This window comes from Pseudomonas sp. 18173 (assembly GCF_050432945.1).
Classification (GTDB): Bacteria; Pseudomonadota; Gammaproteobacteria; order Pseudomonadales; family Pseudomonadaceae; genus Aquipseudomonas.
In genome coordinates, this window is sequence record NZ_JBKFTN010000026.1 from 48,006 (window position 1) to 68,359 (window position 20,354).

The window sequence follows — 20,354 nt, forward strand, 5'->3', positions numbered from 1 at the left end:
TTAGAGGGCCGCTTCAGGCAGGTACCCTGAAGTCGGTAATGTCAGTGTTTCGCCGAACCATTTTTTCTGCAGCTCGGCCAACTTTCCGGTAGCACGCATCTCATCAAGCGTTTCGTTGATAAAGGTGCGCACTTCCGGATTTTTGGCATTGACTACCCAAGCCAACAGCTTGGCATCGCCAACCTCGCCAATCGTTTTATAAATGTCCGGCTGACGGCGCATTTGCACAGCAAATACGTTACTGGGTAGAACACCCACATCGATGGAGCCATTGGCGATCGCCAGACCGACATCGGGATAGCCCTGGAATAGCTTAAGCTCAGCGTAGCCCTGCCCCTTGCTGGCTTTGAGTTCTCGCTCGTATTCCTGCAGTGCTTGTTGGGCTGAAGAACCCATCTGGGTCCCCACCACTTTGCCTGCTACATCCTCGGGCCTGCTGACAGTGGTGTTGTCCGCCTTGACGACGAACAATGAGCGGACGATACCAATGGGCTGACTGAAAGCGAACCGTTTGGCACGCTCAGGTGTGATCCCGACGGAAGTGGCCACGAAATCAAATTTGTTACTCATCAAACCGGGAAGCAAACCGTTGAACGGCAAGTTCAACTGCTCCAGCTCAACGCCGAGTTTTGCGGCCATTTGCTCCAGAATATCGTGGCCGTAACCCACAACCTTACCGTTTTCAACGAATTCATAAGGTTCGTAAGCGGCTTCGGTTCCCACTGTCAGCTTGCCACGCTGCTTGATGTCGGCAAGCGTGCCTGCCTGAGCTAATGCGAAAGTGGAAGTACAGATAACCAGCGAGGTCAAGAGCACGGCTTTGACGATGCTTCGGCGACTGGGTGTTGTCATGATGCGGTCCCCCCATTTCTTGGAGTGTTGTATTTGTGAAGGTTGCTGAAACCAAATTAGCCAGTGCGAAAGCGCAAGTAAAATCACTTTATTGGCAATATGGTCTTGGAATCTGATACCTTTTCCCCATGAACCGATTCGACCTTACCGAGCGTGACTTACGCTCTCTGCGTATTTTCTGTGCTGCCGCCGAAGCCGGGGGGTTTGCTGCGGCTGAACGCCGGCTAAATATGACCAAAGCCTCCATCAGCAGGCATATCAAGGAGGTAGAGGAACGTCTAGGTGTACGACTGTGCGAGCGAGGTCCGGCAGGTTTCAAGCTGAGCGCGGCCGGGAGAGTGGCACTGGAGTTGACGACTAATGCACTCAATTCTCTTGAACGAATCAAGCCTGAAATTGATGCGGTACGTGCAGTGATATCCGGCACCGTCTCGATTGGAACTGTCGAGCATATGCTCGCTGATCCAAATTGCCGGCTGACCGAAGCGCTGAAAGAACTGAGACGAAGGGCTCCGAACGTTCAGGCAGAAGTAGCCGTGATGACCTTTGCCAATTTAAACCAGGCGCTGCGCGAGCGCCGGGTACAGGTGGCCATTCGCGGGATGTACAAGAAAGAGCGAGCCTTCCATTACCAAAAGCTATTCGTTGAAGAGCATCGCGTATATGTAGCGAAACAAGCGCCGGGCGAGAGACGGCTTCGTCCTCAACTGGTTTATCGGCCGCATCCCTTCGTCGAAGAAGCGCTGGCTACACATGGTTTTGAACGAGGACCCGAAGCCGCAGGGCTGGAAGCGATCGCAATGCTCGTTGAAGGTGGAGGATACGCCGGGTTACTACCGGAGCATTATGTCGAGCTCATCGCCCCGCGTTTCGACTTGTGGGAGTTACCGGACAGCCCCGTGTTCCATAACACCATTTGCGCAATAACCGAGGCCTCTCGCCCTCTGTCACGAAGCGCAGAGCTTTTTCTAGAGATCCTTGAAGAATTGCATGTAAGCGACTCCTCCATCTCGAATCGAAATAGCGCCAGATAGAAAACGAATGGTTCCGGCACAATGAGCCGTTCCAAGTTTCGTAGATGCCTGCCACAGGCGGCTTCGGGTCGATTGTTGCCTGTCGCCAATAGCCACCTTCGGCCAATCATTACCTGCAATTCCTGGGTCGAATCACCCAACGTCCGCACCTGCACAGCAGCGATAATTTATTTGACCTCCAATGTCAATTTAGGCTTTGCGGAGCGGACAAACAGGGCAAAAACCCTTTTTTTATCAGGATAAAAAGCAACGTTCGCCTTGGCCCCAGGATGCGCTGCGCAATAATTCAAGATATCTGAAATCAATAACTGAGCCAGCTGAAGATTGGATACTCGATAAAAATTTATATTGAACCCATCACGCCCGCCGCGATCCAACATCACCTCTGACTTAAGACACTCCTCCTCATTACGACAAATTCCACTATCCACATATCGCCCCACCAATGCAGCCGACAACTCCGGTCTTGATTCGGAGGATTCCTTTGCTGCGTAAGCTGTCTGCCACATGCCGCATAACATTAATAAGGAGCACAGCAAGCGACTGGTCAATCGCCAATTCATCTGCCACCTCAAGCTTATTAAGTTTTGAGAAATAACCGAAAAGAAACAGCGTCCATGCATGTTTGCCACCGCCCCTGCTGTTTGCCATACACCAGCGTAGCTGACTAAACCCCGGGCACGGGTGCTCAATGCTGAACACGATTCTCATATATATCGACAGAGTCACCCAGAATCAGTCATTCATCAGTGACTGATTCAAAGGAACCGACCAACCGCATCCAGAACGACATCAGGGGCCTCTCGATGGGGGACGTGATGACAATTTTCCAGTATCCGGTATTCCCCGGTGGCCGTCGCCAGTCTGGCGATGCGCTTGGGATGCAGAACCGATCCGTACTCGTCGTGCTCACCATGCAGCGCAAGCAACGGGCAGTGAACCGCGTCGATGGTGCCTTCAAGCGTCCAGCCGCTGAAGGCCTCCGACAGCCAGGTGTCCGTCCAGGCAAACAGCACCCAAGGCGCTTTGTTGCCATGATATTTTTCCAGACGCGCCATTTGCCCTGGCCCCTCAAACTGTACTTTGGCGTCCCGAATGCCACGCAGTGTCTGCTCTTCAACGAACGCTTGCGCTGAAACGGTGATCAATGCAACGCAGTCCTGCGGGTACAACGAAGCGCAGACGGTAGCCATCGCGCCGCCCACGCTATGGCCCATGGCGACAAACCGATCGAGCTGGAATTCAGCCCTTATGAACGCGAAGAAGCGCTCGGCTTCGTCGCGAATGAAATCCATGGGCAAGCTGCCCGGGTACGGATCCGACTGCCCGAAGCCGAGCCGGTCATAGGCGATCACCTCGCGCTTTGTAGCCTGACAGAGCCGCTCCGGGAAATCGCGCCACAATTCAACGCATCCCAGGGAGTCATGAAAAAGAATGATCGGCGGTTTTACCGGGCCGTGCTCCACGTCTGCCGGGAACCAGCGTCGAGTAAACAGTCGCCCCTGTGGCGTATCGATCCAAAGCGTTTCGGCACAGACAAGCGATGACATTGAAATCCCCGACTGATCATTCAGGCGGACAAGAGTAAACGAAGTGTTGCGGTCGCGAAATTAGCGTTCAGATTGAAAAGCCCGCCGTCGAGCGGGCTTTTTTTACCTTTGGCATCAGGCCGCAATCGGCCAGAAGCACATCAGCGCTTCATTTTTTTATGGACACAATCGTGGCCCTGCCGCCCTCCAGCTTAAAGGAAAACGATACATGGTCTCCAACGCTCAGCCCTTTCAGCTGATCTTGCGTCACTGCAAAGGCCATGGTCATCGGCGGCCACTGCACCGCTGGTACGGCGCCGTGAGCGAGGGTCACCGTATGCTTCGCGGGATCGATGGCCTTGATCGTGCCCTCGGCGCTGGCGACTGGAGCCTGCTTGGTTTCCTGCTCCATCTTCATGCCTTCCATACCGTCCATTTTCATGCCGGGCATGTCCTCTGCCAGGGCAGAAAAAGACAGCGTAGCCAGGGTGCTTGCAACTGCAATCAGGGTCATTTTCATACGACTTTTCCTTTGTGGGTGAGTGGTTCGACAGAGAGCTGCCGACGACGCATCAAGCGATAGGCCGCCGGAATGACAAACAGGGAAAGCAAGGGCGCCGTGACCATGCCGCCGACCATCGGCGCGGCGATGCGGCTCATCACCTCACTGCCGGTTCCGCTGCCCAACAGGATGGGTAACAGGCCAGCGATGATCACGGCCACGGTCATGGCCTTGGGGCGAACCCGCTGCACGGCACCTTCACGAATCGCCGCTACCAGCCCGCGTTCCGTGCTGTCGCCGAGGTCTTCTCGTTCGGCCCAGGCATTCTTCAGGTAGAGCAGCATGATCACGCCGAACTCGGCGGAAACGCCGGCCAATGCAATGAACCCGACCCCGGTGGCCACCGACAGGTTGAACCCCAGCAGGTAGAGGAACCATGCCCCGCCAGTCAGCGCGAACGGCAGAGTGGCCATGATCAACAAGGCCTCGTCGAAGCGGGCGAAGGTCAGGTAGAGCAGCACGAAGATGATCAACAGCGTGGCCGGCACCACCAGTTTGAGGCGTGCGTTGGCCCGTTCGAGGAACTCGAACTGCCCGGAGTAGCTCAGGCTCATGCCCGGTTGCAACTTGACCTGTTCATTGACGGCCCGCCGCAGATCGGCAACCACCGAGGCAATGTCCCGACCGCGCACATCGATGTACACCCAGCCCGAAGGTCGTGCGTTTTCGCTCTTGAGCATCGGCGGGCCGTCGCTGACCTTGACCTTCGCCACCGTGCCCAGGGTGATCTGACTGCCCAGCGGGGTATAGATCGGCAGTTGCTCCAGGGCGCCGAGCGAGTCGCGCCACTCTCGTGGGTAACGGACGTTGATCGGGAAACGGGCGAGCCCTTCGATGGTCTCGCCGACATTTTCACCACCGATGGCACCGGCGACGATGGCCTGCACATCGGCGATGTTCAGGCCATAGCGGGCGGCGGCATTGCGGTCGATATCCACATCGATATAGCGCCCGCCGGTCAGCCGCTCGGCCAGCGCCGAACTGACACCGGGCACGTCCTTGGCCACCCGCTCGACGGCTTGGGTGACCGCATCGATTTCCGCCAGATTGGTGCCGGCAACCTTCACCCCGATCGGACTCTTTATGCCCGTCGCCAGCATGTCGATCCGGTTTCGAATCGGCGGTATCCAGATGTTGGTCAAACCGGGAGCCTTCACCACGCGATCCAGTTCCTCCACCAGTTTTTCCTGGGTCATGCCCGGACGCCATTGCCCATGCGGCTTGAATTGAATGGTGGTTTCGAACATCTCCAGCGGTGCCGGGTCGGTGGCGCTTTCGGCACGACCGGCTTTACCGAAAACATGTTCGACCTCCGGTACGGTCTTGATCAGGCGATCAGTCTGTTGCAGCAGTTGCGCCGCTTTCTGCGCCGACAATCCCGGCAGGGCCGAAGGCATATACAGCAGGTCGCCCTCGTCCAGCGGCGGGAGAAACTCGCCACCCAGGCGGGACATCGGCCACAGCGCACTGACAAAGACCAATAGCGCCACCAGCAGGGTGATCCTTGGTCGACGCAAGACGGCGTCCAGGGCTGGCTGATAGATCCGGATCAACCAACGGTTCAACGGGTTCTGTTGCTCGCTGGGGATTCGTCCGCGAATCCAGTAGCCCATCAGCACGGGCACCAAAGTCACCGACAATCCCGCCGCGGCGGCCATGGCGTAGGTCTTGGTGAACGCCAGCGGACCGAACAGGCGCCCTTCCTGAGCCTCCAGGGTGAACACCGGAATGAACGACAGGGTGATGATCAACAGACAGAAGAACAGTGCCGGCCCCACCTCTGCCGCCGCTTCGGTCATCACATGCCAATGACGCTCGCCCTTCAGTTCTTCCCCTGGATTGGCCAGGTGCCAGGCCTCGATCTTCTTGTGGGCGTTCTCGATCATCACCACGGCGGCATCGACCATGGCGCCGATGGCGATGGCAATCCCGCCCAGGGACATGATGTTGGCGTTGATGCCCTGGTAGCGCATGACGATGAAGGCCATCAGCACCCCCACCGGCAGCGAAATGATCGCCACCAGCGATGAACGCAAGTGCCAGAGAAAGATCCCGCACACCAGCGCGACAACGATGAACTCTTCGAGCAGCTTGTGGCTGAGGTTCTCCACAGCGCGATCGATCAGCTTGCTGCGGTCGTAGGTGGTGACGATCTCTACGCCGGCCGGCAGGCTGCCTTTGAGTTCTTCAAGCTTGCTCTTGACCGCGGCAATGGTCTGGCGAGCATTCTTGCCGCTGCGCAAAATCACTACGCCGCCGACCGTCTCCCCTTCGCCGTCGAGTTCGCTGATGCCGCGGCGCATTTCCGGTCCCGTCTGGATCGTGGCGACATCGCCGAGGGTCACGGGCACGCCACCGGAACCGGAACCGGAACCGAGCTTGAGCGGGATCGCCCGAAAGTCATTGAGCGACTTCAGGTAACCGGAAGCCCGCACGATGAACTCGGTCTCCGCCATCTCCAGCACCGCGCCACCCGTTTCCTGATTGGCCTTGCCGATAGCCTCGGTCACCTCAGCCTGAGTGATGCCGAGGCTGGCCATTTTGAGCGGATCCAGCTGCACCTGATACTGCTTGACCATGCCGCCGACGGTCGCCACCTCCGCAACATTGGGCAGGGTCTTGAGTTCGAACTTGAGGAACCAGTCCTGCAAGGCGCGCAATTGCGCCAGGTCGTGTCCGCCACTGCGATCCACCAGTACGTACTGGTAGATCCAGCCCACTCCCGTCGCATCCGGCCCCAATGCCGGTTTGGCACTCGCCGGCAGACGGCTTTGTATCTGGCTCAAATACTCCAGCACCCGCGAGCGCGCCCAGTACAGGTCGGTTCCGTCCTCGAACAGCACATAGACAAAGCTGTCGCCGAAAAACGAGTAACCGCGCACTGTTTTAGCCCCCGGCACCGAGAGCATGGTGGTGGCCAACGGATAGGTCACCTGGTTCTCGACGATCTGCGGTGCCTGCCCCGCGAAGGGGGTACGGATGATGACCTGAACATCGGAGAGGTCCGGCAACGCATCGATGGGCGTGCTCTGCACCGACCAGATGCCCCAGGCCGTGACGAACAACGTCGCCAACAACACCAGGAAGCGGTTGGCCACGGACCAGCGTATGAGCGCGGCGATCATGGCTGGCCTCCGGTTTTTTCCAGGCGCTCGACCCGCAGGCCATCGTCAGTCTGGCTCACCGCAACGCGAACCCTGTCGCCCGGCTTGAGGCCCTGCGTCAGCGCCGGATTGGCGAGAGGGAACGTCATCGTCATACCCGGCATACCCAGCGTCTTGAAAGGACCGTGGGCCAGCGTGACTTCCTTGTCGTTGATCTCGACGACTTGCCCCTCCGCTTCATGCAAGCCGGAGGCTGCTGCGCCGGGTGGCGACGCTTGCTCCGGGCTGGCAACAATGCCCTTCAGGCTGGCCTCCGAGTCGAGCAGGAACTGGCCGGACGTCACCACCTTCTGGCCTTCTTCCAGGCCATTCAATATCTCCGTTTTGCCATCGCTTTCCTGCCCGGGTTGCACTTCCACCGGCCGGTAGCGGCCCGCGTCTTCGGCAAGCATCACCAAGGCACGTCGACCCGTGCGGATGACGGCCTCGCTCGGCACCCACAGCACACTCTGCTGTGTTGAGCGGTTCAAGCGTACCTGCGCGGTCAAACCCGGCCTGAGGCGTCCGTCCGGGTTGGGCAGTTCCACCCGCACACGAAGGGTGCGGCTGTCCGCATTGGTCTCCGGCAGAATGGCGCTGACCTTGCCACTGAGCTTTATCCCCGGGAAGGCGGGCAATTGCGCTTCAACCGTTTGACCCACGGTGATGGTGCCTGTCTGCGACTCTGGAACGGCCACGGCCATCCAGACATTGCTCAAACCATTGACGCGAGCCAGCGTCTCGCCCGCTGCTACGGTCATTCCCGTGCGGACATTCAACTCTTGCAGCACACCACCAATGGGGCTGGTCAGCGTCAGGTAGGGTTGGACCTTACCGCCCCGCTCCACCTGAGTGATCAGTGTTGCCGGCATCCCAGTGAGCTGCAGTCGTTGGCGTGCCGCAGCGAGCAAGTCCGCATCACCGTTGCGCTTGAGCGCCAGGAACTCGGTCTGGGCGGCGACCCACTCGGGCACCAGGATATCCGCCAATGCCGCGTTGGCTTGCAACACATCACCAGGAGCATGGGCGTAGACCCGTTCCACAAAGCCGGGAGTGCGGGCCTGTATCACGGCAACATCCCGTTCGTTGAATGCCAGGACACCGCTCACATCGAGACTGGAATCAAAGGTCCCGCGACTGACAGTCGTAAACCTTAGACCGAGATTCTGGGCCAGGCCCGGATCGATGCTGACCGTCGCACGGTCGCTACCGCCACCGGCGTATTGCGGGACCAGTTGCATGTCCATGAAGGGCGACTTGCCCGGCTTGTCGAACTTTTGCTGCGGGTACATGGGGTCGTACCAATACAGCGCCTTGCGCTCGCCCGGTGAGTTGAGGTTTTGCTCAGGGGCAGTACCGGTTGCGGCCCTCATGCCCTGATGAGCCAACCAATAACCACCGGTAACTCCCAATGCCAGCGAGATGCCCACCAGCAATGCCCCCTTCGATTTTTTCAGGATCATTGGCCGGACTCCCCATAGGCAAAATAGAGTCGCGCGCTGGTCAGCGCTCGTTGCTCTTCCACGTCGATCTGTTTGAGCCGGGCTTCGACAAGTTCACGTCGGGCGGCAACAACGGCATTCAAGTCGCCTTTGCCGGCACGATAACTGGCCATGCTCAGTTCGACCTTCTCCCTGGCCAGCGGCAACAGGCTTTGCTGGTTGCGCTGTACCGCACGATTCAGGCGCTCGTAGTCGGCCAGTTCGCTCTCCAGTTGCTCGGTATGCTCGCGTGACAGGGCTTCGCGCTCGGCCTCAAGCTGGCTCAGCTCAGCCTGTTTGGCGGCGATTTTGGGATTCTGGCGAGTGTCAGGAAAGAGCGGCAGATCCCAGGAAAACTGCACACTGACCATGTCGCCGAACTCACGGCCACGGTGCTGGTAATCCACTTCCCAGCTCCAGTCCGACCGCTTCTGCGATTCGGCCTCACGCACCTTGGCTTGCGCTTCGCGGGTCATCGGCGCAAACGCTGCCAACTCGGGATGGTGTTGCAGTTTATGCGCGTAGCTGGAGGTATCGACAGGCCATTGCGGCAGGCTGCCCACAGGCTTGTCGTTGGCGGCGGGACCAATCCAGCGCTTGAGGGCCGCGCGTGCCTGCGTTCTCTGGCGAATCAGCTCGTCCTGTTGCTCCGCCAGTTGCACCGCTTCCTGTTTGGGCGTCACCGCATCGGCGGGTTGAGCGCGGCCACCGGCGATCTGCGCCCGGACGGTGTCCGCCAGCAGGCGGTTTTCCTTGTACAAGTCCTGGAACAGCGCATCCTTGCGCTCGACCGAGTAGCTGCTGATCCAGGCCAATGCCGTGGATTGGCGAACGTTCAGGCGTTCGACCCGACGCTCTGCGGCAGCGCGATCAATGGCCGCATTGGCCACTTCAATGCGCGCCTTGCGCTTGTCGCCGTTGGGCATCTCCTGCCGCACCCCGACCATTTGCATGGTCATGAAGTCCTGGTCGATGCTCCAGCGATCCGGACCGCCAACGGGATAGTTCTGCACCCCCAGCAGCAGCTTGGGGTCAGGCAGTTCACCGGCTGGAATAGCCGCGCTGGCGGCAGCCTGAATTTTTGCGTCCTGTGCCGTCAGCGACGGCGCATTGTTTTCCGCCAGCCGCAACGCTTCGTCGAGTGTCAATGCGCCAGCGAAGCTCGGCAATGCCAGTACGCTTGCCGCCAGGCCGGCCACGAGCGGCCAGCCTGTGCAATAGCACTTGGAGTTCATGTTTACGATTCCTGTGATCATCCACTGCACGCATCAAACGACACGCGCACAGCCATGCCATCCCGCTAAAACGGAACGACGCTCAATGTGGGTCAGGAATCAAACGCGGGGCGGTCGCCATACCCCGGACGGGGTCGAGACAGGTACGGAATCGCTGATGAGGGAAAGCACTACAGGACTGAACAAGGTAACAGGAGGCTTGATGATCGAGACTTGCAACATGCCGCCCGTCTTGCATTCCTGGCCCGGCTTGCAGGGTTTGCCGTGCTCGGTCGGGCTTTTCATGTCGTTGCAGCAGTCCATCCCCATGTCGTCCATCATCGCCATGCCCATTGTCTTCATCGGGCACGGTTCCGTCGGCGCCTGAACACCCGCCATCCCGCTGAGGGGAAGCGCCAGGCTGATCACGAAAATGAGGCAAAACCGCAGGTAGCGTTTCATGGGGTTGGAGTGTAGCCGCCAGAAATAGTACTAACAATCAATTGAACGCACGCTCTCGATTGCCTTGCGTCAGGCGTCGATTGCGCGTGATATCAGCGAGTCAGGATTAAGCCAGCATTACTGATACGAAAATAGAGCGCCGGTAATACAGGTGTGGCCTCGCCGCGCCGTATCGGCCAGCAATCGCAGCGTTATGAAACCTGGTGCAGGGTCACAGAAGCTATCTATGCTCTGGATCAGGACACCGATATCAACGTCAGTCAGGCCAAGGCCTGGATTCAAGCCGTGACTTGGCGCCTCTGACTCACTGTTGACGGAACACGACCTAATCCCGGAGTGAACCCACCATGACCCTGGCTCATAAGCTGCTCGTTGGCGTCGCACTGGCCAGCCTGCTTCTCGGCGGTTGCACCTCCCAGGTCACTGAGCGCGAGCAGTACTCCGGTTTCCTGTCCAACTACAAAAACCTGGAAGAAGTGACCACCACCACGGGTGAGAAGACACTGCGCTGGGTAAGCCCGTCGTGGAACCCGGATGCGTACGACACCATAGCGTTCAGGACGCTGGAGTTTTATCCCGCGCCAAAACCCGATGAGCGGGTCAATCAGCGGACGCTGGCCGACCTGCAAGACTTCATGTCCAGAAAGGCCAAGCTCGTGCTGGGCCGCAAATACCAGAGGGTGTCCAACGCGGCCGCGGCACCGGCCGGGTCACACCCCCTGATCCTGCGTGCGGCAATCACTGGCGTCAGCGCGTCGAACGAAGGCATGAAATGGTATGAAGTGATGCCGATCGCGGCCGTTGTCGGAGCGACACAAGCCGCCACCGGACACCGCGATCAAGACACCAATCTGTTCATCGAAGCCGAATTCATTGACGCCAGAACCCATCAGACCATGGCCAAAGTGGTGCGCAAGGTATTCGGCAGCCAACTGGAGAACGAAAGTCAGCGCATTACCACCAAGGACTTCAAAGCCGCTATCGAAAAACTGAATACCGATCTCTGGACGTTCGTCAGCAGGTGAACTGACTGCATTGGGTTGGATACGGCCTCTGATGAGGGGTAACTGTCGGTTGATTTCGGTCAGTCGCGACAGGCAGCTAACGACCAGAAGCAGCCCGTCGCGATTGGCACCAATCGTCCCCATTTACCCCGGAACCCGGTCCGGGCCTGTTGACCCACCATCCCCGACTCAGGGGAATCCCCCCCAATTTTCATCTTTCCATTCGACGCCATCGAAGCGGCCTCGATCGCCTGCAGAACGTCAGTTCCATGAGTACACCTGGAAGTTTCACAGTCGTCTCCCGCGATTGGCATGGACTCTGCTTACGGCCAAAACCAAGGGCAAAGTGCTATCGACACAACGCGTGTCTGGCTCATCACCATGCTGGGAGGCAAAAACATGAAGGCCAATAAAACTACTCTATCTTGCGCACTCTTCATGCGGCCGGACATGGCCTCGGCGATATTGTTGGCCCTCTGCGGGGCGGATGCCGGCGCTTCGCCAATGGACGATGAGAGCCAGCCATCGCCCACCGACCCCTCCTACTATCGTCCCCAGCCTGCGGACCCTGCGGCCGCATTGCTGGAAATCCGCACGATGCCGGAGGCCAACCACGGCTCGCTGTCCCTGCCCAATGGTGGCCAGGGTAACCGCGACACGCCACGGACCGACAACGTCCTGCCCCCTGCCCTGCAGACCTCGTTCAACTTCCCCACCAACGGCAAGCCCAGCCCGCTGTTTGGCGCAGAAGCCTTTACCCAGCAGCTTGTGCTGTTTGAGGAGTTCGGCCCGGAGAAGCTCGACCCGCAAACGCCTGCGGCGCAAATGACTTTCCCCGTACCGACGGTGGGTCCGATGCCCGGCCAGGACCCTAACAACGTGGCCCGCAGCGGCCCCTCGGGAACTGCGCTGGAAGCCTTCCTGCGGCAACCAGGACTGACGCCGTTCCCGACTCAGTACTCCAACGTGCTGGACCGCAACCCCTGGAAGGCGCAGATCGAAGCCTTCCTCAACCGCGCGCCGGTGGGCTCCCCGGCCGAGGGACGGCCAGGCGGCAAAGCCTGGTCGCACCAGCGCTGGAACGAGTTCTACCCGCAAGCCGCGTTCAAGACCGTGCAAGCGGGTGCACGACAAAACCTCGGCCTGCGCGACAGCAAACAGATGCATGGCTACACCAAGGGTGAGTTCGGCCCTGGCGGGCTCTATCACAACACCGCCGGCCTCTCGAACACCAAGGGCACCACCAAGGGCATCGACATTCGCATCCATCCGAAGATGCCGATCCAGAACCACAACTCGGTGTGGACCTTCGACGGCACCCTGCCGCCCAAACTCCTCATGGTGCGCTACGGGCAACCGCTGCTGATGCGTCACTACAACGCCCTGCCCATCGACCCGGCCGCCAACAACGGTTTCGGCCTGCACACCATCAGTACCCATGAGCACAATGGCCACAACCCGGCCGAGAGCGATGGTTATGCCAACGCCTTTTTCTTCCCCGGCCAGTACTACGACTATCGCTGGCCGGTGCAACTGGCCGGCTACGACACCATCAACACCAAGGCCGAGGACCCAAGGGCCGCGTTCCCCTGCTCGCCGGGCGAGACCCTGTGGGTCAACGACATGGCCCCTTCGCGCAAGACCTGCGAAAACGGCACCATCAGGATCCGTGGCGACTGGCGCGAAACCATGAGCACCCACTGGTTCCACGACCACATGCTCGATTTCACCGCCCAGAACGTCTACAAGGGCAACGCGGTGATGATGAACTACTACAGCGCCATCGATCGCGGCAACGAGGCCGTCGAGGATGGCATCAACCTGCGTCTGCCCAGCGGCAACGCCCTGCCCTGGGGTAACCGCGACTATGACGTCAACCTGGTGATCGCCGACAAGGCCTGGGATGCCAGCGGCCAGTTGTGGTTCAACCCGTTCAACACCGACGGCTTCCTCGGCGACCAGATGCTGGTGAACTGGCAGTACCAGCCATTCATGAACGTGCGCGCCCGTAGCTACCGCTTCCGTATCCTCAACGGTTCGGTATCGCGCTACTTCAAGCTGGCCGTGGTCCGTGAAATCAAGGGCACGGGCGGCGAATTCCCCGGGCCGGCAGGCTCCGGCGTGTCCTATGCACGGGTGCCGTTCCACATGATCGGCAACGACGGCAACATCATGGAACACGCCATCCCCTTCGACGGCAGCATGGACCTCGACGGCGACGGTGACTTGAAGGACAACAACGCCATCCTGCCGACCCAGGCCATCGCCGAACGCTACGACATCATCATTGATTTCGCGAAAAACGGGATCAAGACCGGGGACAAGATCTACTTCGTCAACCTGATGGAACACAAGACCGGCAAGGGCCCGGAGAAAGACGAACTGTCCCTGGCCGACGTGCTGTCCGAGAGGTACAAGGCCGTCCTCAAGCAAAGCAGCAAGGGGCCGCAATGGGACAAGGGCGATCCTGTGGTGGGCAAGTTCCTGCAACTGATCGTCAATTCCTATGCAGGCCAAGACCAGAGCATGGACCCCACCGCCTATGAGCCGGCCAAGCCTGGCAAGGCGGCAGGCAAGAAAATGATTCCGTTGACCATCAACCGCGACGACGTGGCCGACAAGGCAAAACTCGACCAGGCTCGTCATCGCAGCTTTACCTTTGGCCGTTCCGACGGCACTGACCTCGCGCCCTGGACCATCAAGACCGATGGTGGCTTCGGCTACAGCATGGACCCACGACAGCTCAGCGTGGCGGCGCAATTGTCCACCGGGCCGACCGACGCCGGCTTCAGTGGCGACGGCACCCTCGAGGTGTGGGACATCAAGAACGGCGGCAACGGCTGGAGTCACCCGGTGCATGTGCACTTCGAGGAAGGGGTGATCCTTAGCCGCGATGGCAAGGCACCGCCGGACTGGGAAAAATGGGCACGCAAGGATGTGTTCCGCATCGGGCCGGAAGTCGACAGTTCCACGGACGTGTCCATGGCGATTCGCTTTCGCGAGTTTGCCGGGACCTACATGGAGCACTGCCACAACACCCAGCACGAAGACTCGTCCATGTTGCTGCGCTGGGACGTCGAACACCCCGGCCAGTTCGAGCTGATGCCGACGCCGCTACCCGGCTGGGATGGCGTCGAATATGTGGCTTCGGCCGCGCTGCCCACCTTCCGTACGGGTGGCAAGGGTAGCGGCAATGATGACGATGACGGGGATGATGGCGACGACAACAGCACCAACAAGCAGCCGGTTGCCGGCCCCGACAGTGCCAGCACCACGGCCGGCGTGGCCGTCACCCTCAACGTCCTGGCCAATGACAGTGACCCTGACAACAACATGCCGCTCACTGTGGTCGGCTTGAGCCAGCCGGATTCCGGCATGGGCGCGGCCACCACCGATGGCACCCGGGTGATCTACACGCCGCCGGCCACCCTCACCGAACCTGCCACCGCCACCTTCACCTATGAGGTGCGCGACGCCAAGGGTGGCGTCTCGGCAACGCCCGGTACTGTGACCATCGCAGTGGCGCCGGCGGTGACCAGCAACGAGGACCTGCAAGTGACCAGCGCCACTGTGGCGGTGCGCAGCAACAACCGTTACACCTGGGATCTGGCCGGGACCACGTCACAGACTGGCACGGTCCTGACGGGTTCCGCAGCGACCACCGGCGGGCCGCTCGTCCTGGGCACGGCGACGATGACACCAACAGCCACCGGCGCCCGCTGGCGGATCTCGATGAGCACCACAGGCAACGGACCGGCATCCACGCCGACCGTGACGATCAAATCATCTTCCGGTCGCTCGGTCACGGCGCCCCTCTCTGTCCGTTGACCGGTATCACCTTGCACTCCAGCCCGTACAGCTGGAGTGCAAGGCATCCATCAGTACTCTGCACAGGACGCAATCATGATCACTTCACACTGGACCCGGCCGATCAAACTCCTTCGCCTGCTGTTCCTTTTCACCCTGGGCATCACCGGATGGTCGGCAGCCGCTGCCGAAGACAGCGACACCGGCACCCCTTGGGGAAAGGACTATTTCCCCAATACCGAGCTGGTCAATCAGGATGGCCAGAAGGTGCGTTTTTTCGATGACCTGATCAAGGACAAGGTGGTGGCGATCAACTTCATCTTCACCTCCTGCACCGACTCCTGCCCGCTGGAAACCGCACGCCTGCTACAGGTACAGAAAGTCCTCGGCGATCGGGTCGGCAAGGACATCTTTCTCTACTCGATCAGCATCGACCCGGAAACCGACACACCGCAAGTGCTCAAGCAATACACCGAGAAATTCAAGATCGGTCCCGGCTGGCAATTCCTCACTGGCAACAAGGACGACATCACCGCCTTGCGCAAGAGCCTGGGCCTGTTCATCGACGGCATCGACAACGGCCGCAACAAGGACCACAACCTGAGCCTGATCATCGGCAACCAGAGCACCGGCCGCTGGATGAAATCCTCACCCATGGAGAACCCCTACATTCTGGCCGACCGCCTGGGCAAAACCCTGCAGAACTGGAAACAGGCCAGCACCAGCAACCAGGATTACGCCAGCGCCCCGACCGTGCGCCCGCCAAGCGCCGGCGAGCAGATCTACCGTACCCGCTGCTCGTCCTGCCATACCCTGGGCGACACCCAGAACGCCGGCATACGCGGCATCGACCCGGACCTGATCGGCGTCACCCGCCAGCGCGACCCGCAATGGCTGAAACGCTGGATCAAGGAACCCGATCAGGTGCTGGCCGAGAAAGACCCACTGGCGATGCAGTTGTACGAGCAATACAACCGCCTGGCGATGCCCAATCTGCGCTTGGGTGATATAGAGGCCAATGCCGTACTGACCTATCTGGCAGAAGAGACTGAACGGCTAAAGCCTGAGGCACCGATGGCGCAGGACACGCATGATGAATCTCACCAGCACGCAGGCCATCACATGCAGCAACAAGGCGGTTGAAGCCGATCCGTTCACAGGGGCACTCTGCGCAAGTGATCACCAAGAGTGCTGCCTCTATCGCCTGTCCAACGCAACGATCGGGCGATATGAGCTGGGCCAGGGTCTTGGTTATATTCACTACACCGGCGCGAGTGTTGGAGTCGTGGCAGTGATACCGGGCAGCATGACGGTGGACGAGGCCACAAAGCTGGCAGACCGCGAGATGTATAAGGTGAAACAGCAGCGAAATCGTCAACGATTGTAGGCATGCAGGAGGTCGGCCATAGAGCGATTGCCGCCCTTCGTGACAGGCTTAAAACGGCCAGAAGCTGTCGTTCGAACACCAAGGTTAAACGGGCTTGTTCAAGCCACCGTTGCAACCTTACAGTTACTAATCCTTGCGAATAAGGACTAATGACGAAGCATCCAAGGATGCCTCGTCTTGACGCTTAGGCTGGCTTGAAACAGTACGCGGCCAGTTTGTTCCCATCGAGATCCCGCGCGTACGCCGCATAGGCGTCAGGTGCCCAACCTCGCGGACCCGGTGCACCTTCGTCGGTGCCGCCACTGGCCAGCGCCGCGGCGTGGAAAGCGTCAATGGCGGCACGATTCGGCGCCTCGAAGCTGATAGTTACACCATTACCCACGCTGGCCGGGGCGCCGTTCGCCGGTTTCAGAACGAAGAAGGACGGAGCGCTCTCACCCCAGATCGAGCCATTCTCGTCCAGATCAGCGATGCGTTTCTGGCCCAGGGTACCCAGGACATTATCATAGAAGCTGCGCGCTTTTTTCAGGTCGTTGGTACCGACAGTCACATGAGTGAAAATGGTCATCTTTGTGCTCTCTTTGGTGTAGATACGGTGGGTTGATGTTGCAGGTTTTCGCGCCTTTGACTCGCCCTGACGGGCTTCGCCAGTCTGTTGAGTCAGCGATCGAAATGGATAACGGTGCGGATGCTTTCGCCCTTGTGCATCAGGTCGAAGGCTCTGTTGATCTCCTCCAGCCCCATGGTGTGGGTAATGAAACTGTCCAGCGGAATTTCGCCCTTTTGCGCGTTCTCGACATAGCTGGGTAGCTCGCTACGTCCTTTCACACCGCCAAATGCCGAGCCGCGCCAGACGCGCCCGGTCACCAGCTGGAAAGGACGGGTACTGATTTCCTGTCCTGCGCCGGCGACGCCAATGATCACCGACTCGCCCCAGCCCTTGTGGCAACACTCCAGGGCGGCGCGCATCAGATGGACGTTGCCGATGCATTCGAAGGAATAGTCCACACCGCCCTCGGTCATCTCGATGATCACGTCCTGGATCGGCCTGTCATGATCCTTGGGGTTGATGAAGTCGGTAGCGCCCAGTTGCCTGGCAATCTCGAACTTGGCCGGGTTGATATCGATCGCGATGATTCGGCCGGCCTTGGCCATGGTCGCACCGATAATGGCTGCCAGCCCGATGCCCCCCAGACCGAAGATTGCCACGCAGGCTCCCTCCTCCACTTTCGCAGTGTTGAGCACCGCGCCAATGCCGGTGGTCACACCACAACCGAGCAGGCAGACCTTCTCCAGTGGCGCATCCTTGGGGATTTTGGCCAGGGAAATTTCGGGAAGCACGGTGTATTCGGAGAAAGTCGAGGTGCCCATGTAGTGAAAAATGGGCTGTCCTGCATAAGAGAACCGGCTGGTGCCATCGGGCATCAATCCCTTGCCTTGAGTGGCACGGATCTTTTGACAAAGATTGGTCTTGCCGGATGTGCAGAATTTGCACTCGCCACATTCCGGGGTGTAGAGCGGGATCACATGATCGCCCACCGCCAGTGACGTTACCCCCTCGCCAACCGCTTCGACGATACCGCCGCCTTCGTGGCCAAGAATGACGGGGAAGATCCCTTCGGGGTCGGCACCAGATAACGTAAACGCATCGGTATGGCAGACACCTGTCGCCACAATCCGTACCAGCACTTCGCCAGCTTGCGGCGGCGCGACATCGATTTCGACAATTTGCAGAGGCTGGTTCGCCGCGAAAGCGACGGCCGCTCGTGATTTGATCATGTTCATGATTCCCGGACGCAAAGAGACGCCGTTCCTGTGTAGAAACAGTCAAGAGATTGTGTTCAGAGGGGCGTAGCAGAGGGCGGGCGTCCTTGCCCTTGAGGCCGATTAGAGCGATGCCTCGATCTTTTTTGCTGCGGCTTCGTCGACCCAGGCATGCCAGACTTCCGGGTGTTCCTTGAGGAACATCCTGGCCAGCTTCGGCGATTCGATGCGCTCGCGGGTCATCCTCGCCAGGTTCTGATTCAACAAATCGATGGGAATGTTGACCTTCTCCAGTACCCTGACCAGTTCAGGAGCCTGTTCATGAAAGGCCTTTGAGAGTCCCACCATGGTAATGACGTCTTTGTTGACGCCGGTCTTTTCCTCCAGCCTTATCGCATCGATCTGCCCCATCAGCGGCGTCGGTGACCAGTAGTAGAACAGTACCGGTTCACCGCGCTTGTAGCTGGACAGGACAGCCGCATCCAATGCCGCACCGGTACCTGGACGGAAGTTCGTGAAGGTGCTTTCAAGACCGTACTCTTTCAGCATCTCGGTATTGTCCTGCTCACAGATCCAACCCGCAGGACAGTTGTAGAAACGGCCCTTGGACGGTTCCTCCGAATCGTGAAAAACACTCGCGTACTTGCTCAGGTCAGCGACTGTCCTGAGGTCAGGCGCCTGCGCTGGCCGGTTACGTTTAGCGTCCCCTTCAACGACATAGCGCGGCACATACCAGCCCTGAGTCGCACCAATGATCGGAGCGCCAACCCCGACAACCTTTCCGGCTGCCGCCGCTTTTTTCCAGACTTCGCTGCGCTCCATCCACTCTTCGCCAAACACCTGAATGTCGTTGCCGGCCAGTGCGGTCTCCAGAATGATGGTGTTACCCACCAACTGATCCGTTGCACAACCATAACCATCCTTGAGCACGATCATCATGATGTCGGTAAGGAGCATCCCGCTCTCCCAGTTCAGCCCGGCAAATTTCACCGACTTGCCCGATTCACACCACCCGGACGCCTGGCTTGAAGCACTACCGACAAGCAAGCCAAGGGTGAGTAAAGAGGCCAACAAACTCTTCCTGTTTTTCATGATCAGACGCTCCGAATCATTATTATTGGGGGCAGCGAACTGTTGTGTGCGACACAGGAACAAACGAGTCCATCAGATTCAGTATGGACAAGTGCGTGCGCAAACACGTGAAACAAAGGCGTGAATCAATTGCTTTTATTGTTATGGGCGAGACTCAAGCCAATGGTTCAACAGAGGTACGCCCGTAGAACAACTGGCGCGCATAGGCACTGAACTCGACATCGGGCTGGTCCACGTACGCAAACACCGCGTTGAGCCTCAGCCTGTCCCCTTCCACCGGCGTGACCCGGTGCAATGAATAGCGGCCGCGGAACAATGTCAGGGTGCCAGGCACTTGAGGCAGAACCTCTACCTGCTGTGTCTGCGAGTCATCGAGAAATTGCCGGACTGCGTCATGGCAATCGTCGCTTTCATTGCGCAGCATCCGCACATACTCGAAATCCCCACCGGCGCTCGCAGCCTGAAGGGACAGCGTGACGCTGAAGTCGGAACGATCAAAGTGCCACCCCAACTCCTGTCCTGCCGTGAAGCCCTGCAAGTTAAGGGCGGCCAATGGATCGGCATGACGATAGAGCCTGTCCAGAGCCAGAACATCTTTGATGAAAGCAAGGACGTCGTCCGATCCATAGATCTGCCGGATCAAATGGTCGGCAGGAATATCGGCATAGGCAACGGTATCTTTTGCCGTGTTCATCAAGCGTCGAAGCGGATGTTGCGGATCAACGCTTTCGTCCTGGGGTTTGAAATAAACCGTGTGGTTCTCCCGAAAATGAAACATGCGCGAGTGCAGTGCAAGTGTCTGCTGTGCCATCGCGACAACCGATGGATTGCGAACAAAACCCGGAAAGATCGCAACGCCCTCTTGTGTCAGCAACGACTGACTGTGAGTGACCAGTGCGAGATAAGCCGGGCTGGTGCGATCGGTGATCGGGTAACGCTCGAGATCGACGAGATCGCCCAGGGTTAACGCAGGTGTGAAAGGCAGGGTAGTCATTGTTGTTGGTCTCCGTTGGCTCTGCTGGA

The 20,354-nt window shown here is 59.1% G+C and carries 17 protein-coding genes; 5 read left to right on the forward strand and 12 right to left on the reverse strand.

All coding sequences use genetic code 11. The annotated features are described in order from the left end of the window. Entirely contained in the window at positions 1-852 is an 852-nt protein-coding gene (locus tag ACLD1X_RS24535) for a transporter substrate-binding domain-containing protein (protein WP_429372130.1), read from the reverse strand. 128 nt (positions 853-980) lie between these two features. Here ACLD1X_RS24535 and ACLD1X_RS24540 point away from each other — a divergent pair, with 128 nt between their 5' ends. Further along, positions 981-1,886, forward strand: a complete 906-nt coding sequence (locus tag ACLD1X_RS24540; RefSeq protein WP_429372132.1) for a LysR family transcriptional regulator — start codon at positions 981-983, stop codon at positions 1,884-1,886. A 167-nt stretch (positions 1,887-2,053) separates the two neighbouring features. On the opposite strand, the gene ACLD1X_RS24545 is transcribed toward ACLD1X_RS24540, so the two are convergent. The 7 genes from ACLD1X_RS24545 to ACLD1X_RS24575 all read right to left on the reverse strand — a co-directional run bounded on the left by ACLD1X_RS24545 (position 2,054) and on the right by ACLD1X_RS24575 (position 10,277). Next, complete coding sequence (locus ACLD1X_RS24545; protein WP_429372134.1) at positions 2,054-2,578, reverse strand: hypothetical protein; 525 nt, start codon at positions 2,576-2,578, stop codon at positions 2,054-2,056. Between the two features lie 66 nt (positions 2,579-2,644). Further along, on the reverse strand, positions 2,645-3,436 hold the full coding sequence (locus ACLD1X_RS24550; protein ID WP_429372136.1) for an alpha/beta fold hydrolase: 792 nt from the start codon (positions 3,434-3,436) through the stop codon (positions 2,645-2,647). A gap of 148 nt (positions 3,437-3,584) precedes the next feature. Then, a complete protein-coding gene (locus ACLD1X_RS24555; protein WP_429372138.1) occupies positions 3,585-3,935 on the reverse strand; it encodes a copper-binding protein in 351 nt (116 codons plus the stop codon). Then, complete coding sequence (locus ACLD1X_RS24560; RefSeq protein ID WP_429372140.1) at positions 3,932-7,102, reverse strand: efflux RND transporter permease subunit; 3,171 nt, start codon at positions 7,100-7,102, stop codon at positions 3,932-3,934. The genes ACLD1X_RS24555 and ACLD1X_RS24560 overlap by 4 nt, the downstream gene beginning before the upstream one ends. Then, positions 7,099-8,583, reverse strand: coding sequence for an efflux RND transporter periplasmic adaptor subunit (locus ACLD1X_RS24565; RefSeq protein ID WP_429372142.1), 1,485 nt, complete (start codon positions 8,581-8,583; stop codon positions 7,099-7,101). Before ACLD1X_RS24565 ends, ACLD1X_RS24560 begins: the two co-directional genes overlap by 4 nt. Next, positions 8,580-9,836 carry a TolC family protein gene (locus tag ACLD1X_RS24570; RefSeq protein ID WP_429372144.1) on the reverse strand — a complete coding sequence of 419 codons (1,257 nt, stop codon included), beginning with the start codon at positions 9,834-9,836 and terminating at the stop codon, positions 8,580-8,582. Before ACLD1X_RS24570 ends, ACLD1X_RS24565 begins: the two co-directional genes overlap by 4 nt. Positions 9,837-9,935: 99 nt before the next feature. Further along, positions 9,936-10,277: a hypothetical protein gene (locus tag ACLD1X_RS24575; protein ID WP_429372146.1), complete on the reverse strand. Its 342-nt coding sequence runs from the start codon at positions 10,275-10,277 to the stop codon at positions 9,936-9,938. A 347-nt stretch (positions 10,278-10,624) separates the two neighbouring features. Between ACLD1X_RS24575 and ACLD1X_RS24580 the strand changes: the two genes are divergently transcribed. The 4 genes from ACLD1X_RS24580 to ACLD1X_RS24595 all read left to right on the forward strand — a co-directional run bounded on the left by ACLD1X_RS24580 (position 10,625) and on the right by ACLD1X_RS24595 (position 16,475). Continuing rightward, positions 10,625-11,302 carry a DUF3313 domain-containing protein gene (locus ACLD1X_RS24580; RefSeq protein ID WP_429372148.1) on the forward strand — a complete coding sequence of 226 codons (678 nt, stop codon included), beginning with the start codon at positions 10,625-10,627 and terminating at the stop codon, positions 11,300-11,302. 417 nt (positions 11,303-11,719) lie between these two features. Continuing rightward, complete coding sequence (locus ACLD1X_RS24585) at positions 11,720-15,109, forward strand: Ig-like domain-containing protein (protein ID WP_429372203.1); 3,390 nt, start codon at positions 11,720-11,722, stop codon at positions 15,107-15,109. A gap of 78 nt (positions 15,110-15,187) precedes the next feature. Further along, positions 15,188-16,231, forward strand: coding sequence for an SCO family protein (locus ACLD1X_RS24590; RefSeq protein ID WP_429372205.1), 1,044 nt, complete (start codon positions 15,188-15,190; stop codon positions 16,229-16,231). Further along, entirely contained in the window at positions 16,182-16,475 is a 294-nt protein-coding gene (locus ACLD1X_RS24595; RefSeq protein ID WP_429372150.1) for a hypothetical protein, read from the forward strand. The genes ACLD1X_RS24590 and ACLD1X_RS24595 overlap by 50 nt, the downstream gene beginning before the upstream one ends. Before the next feature lie 184 nt (positions 16,476-16,659). On the opposite strand, the gene ACLD1X_RS24600 is transcribed toward ACLD1X_RS24595, so the two are convergent. From ACLD1X_RS24600 to ACLD1X_RS24615, 4 genes are all read right to left on the reverse strand, one after another. Then, on the reverse strand, positions 16,660-17,043 hold the full coding sequence (locus ACLD1X_RS24600; protein WP_429372152.1) for a VOC family protein: 384 nt from the start codon (positions 17,041-17,043) through the stop codon (positions 16,660-16,662). A 92-nt stretch (positions 17,044-17,135) separates the two neighbouring features. Next, positions 17,136-18,254, reverse strand: coding sequence for an S-(hydroxymethyl)glutathione dehydrogenase/class III alcohol dehydrogenase (locus ACLD1X_RS24605; RefSeq protein WP_429372154.1), 1,119 nt, complete (start codon positions 18,252-18,254; stop codon positions 17,136-17,138). Between the two features lie 108 nt (positions 18,255-18,362). Continuing rightward, positions 18,363-19,331 (reverse strand): ABC transporter substrate-binding protein, encoded by a 969-nt coding sequence (locus ACLD1X_RS24610; protein WP_429372156.1) that lies wholly within the window; start codon positions 19,329-19,331, stop codon positions 18,363-18,365. A 154-nt stretch (positions 19,332-19,485) separates the two neighbouring features. Further along, complete coding sequence (locus ACLD1X_RS24615; protein WP_429372158.1) at positions 19,486-20,325, reverse strand: HalD/BesD family halogenase; 840 nt, start codon at positions 20,323-20,325, stop codon at positions 19,486-19,488. Positions 20,326-20,354: the final 29 nt, after the last annotated feature.